The sequence below is a fragment of the Lentiprolixibacter sp. genome (genome assembly GCF_982873095.1).
This window is the reverse complement of the sequence record NZ_CEYNTP010000105.1, coordinates 1-8,904: the sequence shown is the minus strand read 5'-3', so window position 1 is coordinate 8,904 and position 8,904 is coordinate 1. Positions and strand designations below refer to the sequence as shown.

Annotated in this window: 8 protein-coding genes, 1 tRNA gene and 1 pseudogene; all 10 read right to left on the bottom strand. The window is 48.7% G+C overall.

Annotation, left to right across the window (positions count from 1 at the left end):
- Position 1 precedes the first annotated feature (1 nt).
- Positions 2–75 (bottom strand) — tRNA-Arg (locus AC4E7D_RS07795).
- On the bottom strand, positions 75–401 hold the full coding sequence (locus tag AC4E7D_RS07790) for a TraR/DksA family transcriptional regulator (protein ID WP_490173247.1): 327 nt from the start codon (positions 399–401) through the stop codon (positions 75–77). The genes AC4E7D_RS07795 and AC4E7D_RS07790 overlap by 1 nt, the downstream gene beginning before the upstream one ends.
- 5 nt (positions 402–406) lie before the next feature.
- The gene (locus tag AC4E7D_RS07785; protein WP_490173246.1) at positions 407–856 is read right to left on the bottom strand and encodes a GatB/YqeY domain-containing protein; all 450 of its coding nucleotides are present in this window, start codon (positions 854–856) and stop codon (positions 407–409) included.
- 89 nt (positions 857–945) lie between these two features.
- The gene (gene ftsZ, locus AC4E7D_RS07780; protein ID WP_490173245.1) at positions 946–2,874 is read right to left on the bottom strand and encodes a cell division protein FtsZ; all 1,929 of its coding nucleotides are present in this window, start codon (positions 2,872–2,874) and stop codon (positions 946–948) included.
- 40 nt (positions 2,875–2,914) lie between these two features.
- On the bottom strand, positions 2,915–4,237 hold the full coding sequence (gene ftsA / locus AC4E7D_RS07775; RefSeq protein WP_490173244.1) for a cell division protein FtsA: 1,323 nt from the start codon (positions 4,235–4,237) through the stop codon (positions 2,915–2,917).
- A 5-nt stretch (positions 4,238–4,242) separates the two neighbouring features.
- Positions 4,243–4,962, bottom strand: coding sequence for a cell division protein FtsQ/DivIB (locus AC4E7D_RS07770; RefSeq protein ID WP_490173243.1), 720 nt, complete (start codon positions 4,960–4,962; stop codon positions 4,243–4,245).
- A complete protein-coding gene (murC, locus tag AC4E7D_RS07765) occupies positions 4,952–6,304 on the bottom strand; it encodes a UDP-N-acetylmuramate--L-alanine ligase (protein WP_490173242.1) in 1,353 nt (450 codons plus the stop codon). The genes AC4E7D_RS07770 and murC overlap by 11 nt, the downstream gene beginning before the upstream one ends.
- A gap of 1 nt (position 6,305) precedes the next feature.
- Positions 6,306–7,397, bottom strand: coding sequence for an undecaprenyldiphospho-muramoylpentapeptide beta-N-acetylglucosaminyltransferase (gene murG / locus AC4E7D_RS07760; RefSeq protein WP_490173241.1), 1,092 nt, complete (start codon positions 7,395–7,397; stop codon positions 6,306–6,308).
- Positions 7,384–8,586: an FtsW/RodA/SpoVE family cell cycle protein gene (locus AC4E7D_RS07755; RefSeq protein WP_490173240.1), complete on the bottom strand. Its 1,203-nt coding sequence runs from the start codon at positions 8,584–8,586 to the stop codon at positions 7,384–7,386. The genes murG and AC4E7D_RS07755 overlap by 14 nt, the downstream gene beginning before the upstream one ends.
- Before the next feature lie 2 nt (positions 8,587–8,588).
- Positions 8,589–8,904 (bottom strand): annotated as a pseudogene (locus AC4E7D_RS07750) (UDP-N-acetylmuramoyl-L-alanine--D-glutamate ligase); the annotation flags it as partial.

The window sequence follows — 8,904 nt, the reverse complement described above, 5'->3', positions numbered from 1 at the left end:
GTGACCGCGGGAGGATTCGAACCCCCAACCCTCAGAGCCGAAATCTGATATTCTATCCAGTTGAACTACGCGGCCTAAATGCGGGCGCAATTTACGCAAAAACTGCTTTCCGGAGCCAATAAAATACGTTCAAATGGGATATTTTCTCCACATTTCGGGCATTTGCCAAATTCCGGGGTTCCCAGCAGGTCCAAATGCTTTTGTAATCCCGCTAATCGTTGTTGCGCTTTTCTCAGGGCGGCCTCCATCACACTCTTATTGTTGATGGCATCCATACGCGACACCCTGCCTATGGCATTGTCCGGGGCAATGGGCCGGGTCATTTCCTCGTAACGCCTGACCTTCTGTACAGTCTTACTTATTTCCTCTTCAAGCCTGTTACGTTTAGGATCCGTGCTCACCACGTCTAGGAAAGTTTACTGCGGACAATAGTAGAGATGGTTTTGCCGTCGGCCTGTCCGGCCAGTTCTTTAGTGACCACACCCATTACCTTGCCCATATCCTGCATCCCGCTGGCCCCCAGGGCATCGATGGTCTGGACCACTACCTTTTCTATTTCTTCCTCGGTAAGCTGTTCCGGTAAGAACTTCGCTATAATTTCGGCCTGGGCCAGCTCTGGTGCGGCCAGGTCGTCCCGTCCCTGCTCCTGATAAATGGCAGCACTGTCTTTCCGCTGCTTGACCAGCTTTTGTACCAACTTTACCTCGTCGGCTTCAGATAACTTCCCTCCTGCCCCCTTATCGGTCTGCGCAAGTAGCAGGGCAGATTTAATCGCCCTGAGCGATTCCAGAGCCACTGTATCCTTGGCCTTCATGGCTGCTTTCATCTCCTCCATCACCTGTTTTTGTAGTCCCATAATATCCGCGTTTATTAGGCTAACGAAGATAAAAAATAAACCCGAAAACCGTTAGGCTTCCGGGCTTATCATGGTTTAACAAAAAAAGACTAATCCACATTATCGTGCAAAAAGGAGTTGTTGGACCGCAACTGTATCTCGTCGTTGCTGTCCTCACCCAATGTTGTCCTGGAAACCTTGCCGTCCTTGGGGTTTTCATCCAGGTTTACCCCCTGGCGCTTGTAGGCTGGTTCCTTTTCTATCTCGTCTATATTGCTCAGGTTGTTCTGAAACTTGTAATTAAAGTCTTTCAGCTTTCGCCTGCGCTCATCCGCCCGTTCCCGGAGCAGGTCCTCAATGGAGCTGTTTACCGGATCTATTTCGGAGGGCTTCTCTTCATTGCCCCCTTCCTCAGGTTGGATGGTTTTTTTCTCAAATACCAGTTCGTCTTCAACGATCTTCGGCTCAAACTCCTCCGCCTTGGATTTTGCACCGGTGAGTTTATTTTCCAGTTCCATGTAATCCTCAAGGCTGTATCGTGTTTCCCCCTGTTTGTTATAATCCAAAACAGGGATCACTTCGATGTGTTCATTGATATCCATATCGCGTACCTCATCGTCAAGGCTAAACGTGATAACGTTATCGGCCTGTTCCTCATCTGAAGATTTCTCATTCAGCGGTAAGTCAAAACTAAAGGCCATCTGGTCCTTGTCTACAGGTTTCGGTGATACTACCTCGGCATCGATCACTTCAATATTCCGAAGCTGCTGCTCTGCGTCTATGATAAGGAAATCCTCCTCCTTCACCTCTTCGGCGACCACCTCTTCATAGAAAACATTGAAATTCCTGATGTACTGCGTAGTGGGGATGAGTTCCATAAATTCCTCCTCGCTGGGCAATTCATGACGTATTACCGGCTCAAAAACCTCCTCTTCCATGTCCAGTGTATGGCGGACGGTGGGAGCTTCCTGTTCCCAGTTTTGTTCGGCTTTCTGGTCGTCCTCCAGGGTATGTATGATCTTCTTGGTTTCGGTATTGACGATATCGTTCTGCTGGTCCATATTAAATCCGGTGGCGATAACCGTAACAGCAATGGCGTCACCGAGGTTTTCGTCTTCCCCAACACCCATTATGATGTTGGCCCCATGGCCTGCTTCGATCTGGATATGGTCATTGATCTCCCCTATTTCGTCGATGGTGATCTCCTGGGCGCCTGATACGATGAGCAAGAGTACATTCTTGGCCCCGGTGATCTTATTATCGTTTAACAAGGGGGAATCCAGTGCTTTCATGATGGCTTCCTGAGCACGTGCAGAACCCGTTGCCGTAGCAGATCCCATAATGGCGGTACCACTATTGGCCAATACGGTCTTGGCATCGCGCAGGTCGATGTTCTGGGTATAGTGATGGGTAATTACCTCGGCAATACCCCTGGCTGCTGTAGCCAACACCTCATCTGCCTTTGAAAATCCGGCCTTAAAGCCCAGGTTACCATACACCTCCCTCAGTTTATTGTTATTGATCACGATGAGGGAATCCACATTTTCCCTCAGCCTTTCAATTCCCAGCTGAGCCTGTTTGCATCGGTTTTTACCCTCAAACTGAAAGGGCATAGTTACGATCCCAACAGTAAGGATATCCATCTCCTTGGCCTGTTTTGCAATGATAGGTGCGGCACCCGTACCAGTTCCTCCACCCATACCAGCGGTAATGAAGGCCATTTTGGTGTTCCGGCTCAGCATCTGTTTGATCTCTTCCATGCTCTCCAGGGCGGCTTGTTCTCCTACTTCCGGGTTGGCCCCTGCCCCAAGTCCTTCTGTAAGGGACACGCCCAACTGTATTTTGGTAGGCACTGCACTGTTTTGCAGGGCCTGTGCGTCGGTGTTGCATATCACAAAATCGACCCCGTTGATGCCTGCCTGGAACATGTGGTTTATGGCATTGCTGCCTCCGCCCCCAACGCCGATGACCTTTATGACGTTGCTTTGATTTTTGGGAAGATCAAAGGAAATACTATCAAATTCGGTGTTCTTGCTCATCTTGTTTTTCTTACTGGTTATTATCTGCTTGTATGTAGGTTTATTCTGCGTTATCTAAAAAGTCCTTCAGTTTCTCTGACCACTTTTCGAAAACCGATTTTCGCGGTTGGGCGGCCTGCTCCATATTTCCTTCTGCATGGGTTTCCAGCACCATCTCCTCTTCCATGCCCATTTCCCCGGTTTCTGCCCTACGGATACGGCCCCTATTTTCAATGGCATTCATTAGTAGACCAACGGCAGTGGCATAAAGGGGGCTGGCGATCTCCTCATCAGAATCCCCGGCCAGGTGCTCGTTGGGGTATCCTATACGGGTGTCCATCCCGGTGATATACTCCACCAATTGCTTCAAATGCTTCAACTGGCTGCCGCCACCGGTAAGTACAATACCAGCAATCAGCTTTTTCTTCTGGTCTTCGTGCCCGTAGTTTTTGATCTCCAGGTAGACCTGCTCCACGATTTCCACAACACGGGCATGGATGATCTTGGACAGGTTCTTCAGCGTAATCTCTTTTGGTTCCCTGCCCCGCAATCCCGGGATGGAAACGATCTCATTGTCCTTGTTTTCGCCGGGCCAGGCAGATCCAAACTTGATCTTCAGGAGCTCGGCCTGTTTTTCTATAATGGAACATCCCTCCTTGATGTCCTCGGTGATGACGTTCCCACCAAAGGGAATAACCGCGGTATGCCGGATGATCCCATCTTTGAAAATGGCCAGGTCTGTGGTTCCCCCTCCTATATCGATCAGGGCAACTCCTGCTTCCTTTTCTTCCTGGCTCAATACCGCTTCTGAAGAGGCAAGGGGTTCCAGGGTGATGTTACCCAGGTCCAGTCCGGCACTTTTGATGCACCGGCCAATGTTCTTTATGGAGGAGACCTGCCCTACTACTACGTGGAAGTTGGCCTCCAGGCGCCCGCCATACATCCCGATGGGCTCCTTGATCTCGCATTGCCCGTCTACCTTGTATTCCTGGGGCAGAACGTGAATGATCTCTTCCCCCGGGAGCATCACCAGTTTATATACCTGGTTACACAGCTTTTCAAGGTCTTCCTCGTTGATCACTTCTTCTGAATTGGGCCGCGTGATATAGTCACTGTGCTGCAGGCTGCGGATATGCTGTCCCGCAATCCCTACGACCACTGAACCAATTTTAACGCCGGCATCGGCTTCTGCCATTTCTATGGCCTGTTGAATGGATCGGATGGTCTGGGTGATATTATTCACCACTCCCCGGTGTACACCAAGGCTTTTGGACCTGCCGATACCCAGCACCTCAATTTTGCCGTATTCGTTCTCCTTACCGATTATGGCCACGATCTTGGTTGTCCCAATATCCAACCCCACCGAAAAATTTACCTGTTCCATTTTTTCTAAATTTTGGTGCATACCACTTGGTTGTCAAATTCTAAGCTTACAATTTTGTAATCATCCAACGTCTGGTCTTTCATTGCCTTTGCATAGAAAGCTTTGAAGTTGCTGAACTTCTCCTCCAGATCGGTAACATCCCCCAGGTTAACCACAAAGTTTTCTACCCGGAACCTGAGTTGATAGCTATCTTCTTCTTCAATGTGGATGCCTATGATATTCTTCCTCAAAAATTGGTCATCATTGATGAATTGCAATATCACATACACATCCTCAAGGCTTTTCCCCGTAATTTTCCCCGTAATGATTGGAACGCGGGCAGAATGCATCCTGGAAAGGGGCATTTTTTTACCCTCTTCATCCAGGTAGAAGGAAGCCGGTCCTTCTATGCGTCCGATAGGCTGCCTTTGTACAATTTTCGAGTTAAGTTTTCCATTAATAGTAAGATAGACCTGGGCATTTTTCACCATATCATTGGTCTCGATGACCTTTTCTATAGTATTCAAATCTATGTCTTCTTTAGGGACGTTTTTTAGGGACCCATAATTTTGTATTAACAATTTATTAACGACGTCCTGATTGACGTACAAGCTGTTTTCACCTACAAATTCTATGTCGATCCCGTTCACCTCACGTTGATTGCTACGATAATCAGAAAAGGCATAAAGACCTGTTAAACAGATGGTTAATCCTAACAATTTTAAATAATTCCAATTAATGCGCATGTGCCAGTTCGTTTTTTATGCTATTCACTTCGAGTCCAATATCTCCAGCTCCCAGGGTAATCAGGACCTCCGGCAAATCCTTGATGATTTCCTTGCTGATCTCACTTTTTTCCACCCTTTTTTTGTTAGGGTTTTTGATTTTATTCAGTAACCATTCGGTGGTGATACCTTCAATGGGTTCTTCTCTGGCCGGATAAATATCGAGGAGAAATATCCGGTCGAATTTTTCTAGGCTTTTTGCAAATTCTTCTCCAAAATCCCTCGTCCTGGAATACAAATGCGGTTGAAACACCACCAGTGTTTTTTTATGCGGGTGCATTTCCCTCACGGCCTCATAAACGGCATCGATTTCAGTCGGGTGATGGGCATAATCATCGATAAAGACAAAGTCCGGTTGCCTAAGGGCATAGGAGAATCGCCTTTGTACCCCTTTGAATGAATCCATGGCACGGACCAGGTTACCGGGTTCTGACCCCGACCTCAGGGCCATGGCCATTGCAGCGACACCATTGAGCAGGTTATGCCTGCCGGGTTTGTTAAAACGGATTCCCGGGAAGGTGGTCTCCGGGGTATGCAGATCAAAGACATAACTTCCCTGATCTATTTGCAGGTTTCTGGCACAGTAGTCCGAATCGTCCTCTATGCCGTAGGTGAAGCCCGGAATGGGCAGGCCGTTCCGCACGAAGAGAGTACCTCCCGGTTTTAGTTTCCGGGAAAACTCAAGGAACGACTGCTTGAGACTTTCGTGATCTCCGTAAATATCGAGATGGTCTGCATCCATTGAAGTAATACAGGCCACGTCAGGAGAAAGGTGCAGGAAGGACCGGTCAAACTCATCGGCCTCCACTACCGTAAAATCCGCTCCACGCATCAGGAAGTTACTGTTGAAATCCTCCGAGATACCTCCGAGAAATGCGGTAAGCGGTGTACCAGCCTCGTTGAGTAAATGGGCCAGAATGCAGGAAGTGGTCGTTTTTCCATGGGTGCCTGCCACTGCGAAGCAATACGTGTCCCGTGTGATCATTCCCAGGACCGCTGCGCGTTTCTCAATAAAAAAGCCATGATTCCTGAAAAAGTTCAGTTGTTGGTGGGTGTCCGGAACGGCAGGGGTATACACCACAAGGGTATTTGCCAGGTTACGGAAAACGTCAGGGATATCCTCCAGGCGGTCTTTATACCCTACCTGAATGCCTGCAGCTTCCAGCGCTTTTGTCAAAGGCGTTTCCGTCTTGTCATAGCCCGCCACGGCCTTCCCCGTCTGCTGAAAATACCGGGCAAGTGCAGACATACCGATGCCTCCGATACCAATGAAATAAACGCTATGTACCTCCTTTAACTCCATATTAGCGTTCCAACAGGGATGCTATTACTTCTACTATATGTTCAGTTGCCCTGGGAAGGGCCAGTTCCTTAATTGCTTTCGCAAGTTTTTCTTGCTCTTCGTCTGCACCCATGAGGCGACGAAACACAGGGGGGAAATCCTGTTCCAGGTCCTGTTCTTTGATCATCAGGGCGGCGGATTTTTCCACCAGGGCCATGGCGTTCTTGGTCTGATGGTCCTCAGCCACATTGGGTGATGGAATGAAAATCACCGGTTTCCCTGCAATACATAACTCCGATACAGAACTCGCCCCAGCTCGAGAGATGATCACATCCGCCGAGGTGTAGGCAAGGTCCATCCGATTCAAAAAGTCAAACACCCGGACCCCCTGCTGATCGTGCTTTTTGTATTGCTCGTAATATCCTTTTCCACATTGCCATATTAGTTGTATCCCCAGCTCTTTGAACAATCCGAGCTGTGCTTCGATCAGCTCGTTGATCCGCCTGGCACCCAAACTACCGCCTATAACCAAGAGGGTTTTTCTGCCCGGTTCCAGGCTAAAAAACTCCCGGGCCTCACTTTTGGAGACCTCAGCGGCCAAAATATTTTCCCGTACTGGATTTCCGGTCTTAACGATCTTCTCCTCGGGGAAGTAGCGCTCCATATGGTCATAGGCTACACAGATGCGGGCTACCTTTTTTGCCAAAAGCTTGTTGGTAAGGCCGGCGTAGGAATTCTGTTCCTGTATAACACACGGGATGCCGCGTTTTGCCGCCACCTGAAGCAGTGGGCCACTGGCAAAACCACCTGTCCCGACCACCAAATCGGGTTTAAACCGTCTTACTATTTTTCCTGACTTCAACAAACTGCTCATGAGCTTAAATGGGAATAGCAGATTTTTTAATGTTAATTTCCGTTGCAATCCACTAATCCAGAGTCCTTCTATTTTATATCCCGCCTGGGGTACTTTTTCCATTTCCATCCGGTCCCTTGCCCCTACAAACAGGAATTCCGCATCCTGATACCGCGCTTTAAGTGCGTTTGCAATGGCTATGGCCGGGTAAATATGTCCGCCTGTGCCGCCCCCCGAGAGAATAAACCTATAGTTGCCCACTCAAAATCTCTAAAGGGTTGTTCTCGTCAACTACTGTCTTATCCATCTCGAACCGCCGGTTCGCCTTATTGCTTGCACTTAATACCACCCCAATGGCGAGACAGGTCATCCAGATGGAAGTACCCCCGCTGCTGATCAGCGGTAAGGTCTGCCCCGTAACCGGAAACAATTCCACTGCCACAGCCATATTAATCAGGGCCTGAAATACGATGGGCAATCCCACCCCAACTACCAGCAACTTGCCAAATACGGTCTCATTGGCATTCGCCACGACAATGATCCTGAACAGCAACAGCAGGTAGATAAACATCAGGGTTAGTCCGCCTAGCAGCCCATATTCCTCAATGATGATCGCATAAATGAAATCTGAGGAGCTTTGGGGTAAAAAATTCTTCATTACGCTTTTTCCCGCTCCATTCCCCACTATTCCCCCATTGGCAATGGCGATCTTGGCTTTTTCAATCTGATAATCCCCCTCCGTATCTGCCGGATCCCAGAAACTTTCAACCCTGCTTATCCAGGTATCTACCCTGTTAGGGAACAAATCCGGAACAGCCTTGGCTGTAAGCACAAAAAGGGTGAGGGTAAGAATACCTGCACCTACAATCCCAGCGAGATATTTCATGGGGTATCCCCCCAGAAAACAGAGCACCAAGACCATAAAAAACAGGATGGCGGCTGTGGAGAAATTCGCCGGGAGGATGAGCATAATAATTAAGAATACCGGTGTCCAAAGGGGCAGGATGCTTTCCTTAAAGGAGATCTTTTTCTCGCGGATCTTCCCGAGATACCGGGCGATATAGATCATGAGGACTACAGCTGCCAGGTTGGAGGTCTGGAAGGTAATCCCCACAAAAGGGATCCGGATCCACCGGCTGGCATTGGCCCCATCAATGGTGGTGCCCTGAGCCAGGGTAAAAACCAGCAGGACGAGCACCAGAGGCATGGCTATAATAGAAAGTCCCTTGAAAAAATGTGTAGGGATCTTATGTACTCCGTAGATAATACCAAATCCGAGGAACAACAGCAGCCCGTGTTTTACAAGGTGCCCTATGGTTGTCCCATTCCCCACTACATATACCAGGTTGCTGCTGGCACTGTATACCGGTAAAAAGGAAAACAGGGCCAACAGGGCAACCAGGCCCCAGATGGCTTTATCTCCTCCTATATTTCCGGCAAATTTCTTCAATACTATAAATTTTTGATGGCCTCCTTGAACTGGTTACCACGGTCCTCGTAATTTTTGAAAAGGTCAAAACTTGCACAGGCCGGTGACAGCAATACGGTGTCCCCACGTTCTGCAATCTTATAAGCTACCTTAACGGCTTCAGACATGGCATAGGTCTCTACCAGCAGATCGACCACGTTCCCAAAGGTTTCCTTGATCTTGGAATTGTCGAGCCCAATACAAACGATCGCCTTGACCTTCTCGCGAACGAGCGGCAGCAGGGGCTTGTAATCATTGCCCTTGTCTACCCCGCCAACCAGCCATACCGTAGGGGTATTC

Coding starts and splice junctions, on each gene's coding strand:
- murC (WP_490173242.1), bottom strand. CDS start 6,304: ATGGAGTTAAAGGAGGTACATAGCGTTTATTTCATTGGTATCGGAGGC.
- AC4E7D_RS07770 (WP_490173243.1), bottom strand. CDS start 4,962: ATGCGCATTAATTGGAATTATTTAAAATTGTTAGGATTAACCATCTGT.
- AC4E7D_RS07785 (WP_490173246.1), bottom strand. CDS start 856: ATGGGACTACAAAAACAGGTGATGGAGGAGATGAAAGCAGCCATGAAG.
- ftsZ (WP_490173245.1), bottom strand. CDS start 2,874: ATGAGCAAGAACACCGAATTTGATAGTATTTCCTTTGATCTTCCCAAA.
- ftsA (WP_490173244.1), bottom strand. CDS start 4,237: ATGGAACAGGTAAATTTTTCGGTGGGGTTGGATATTGGGACAACCAAG.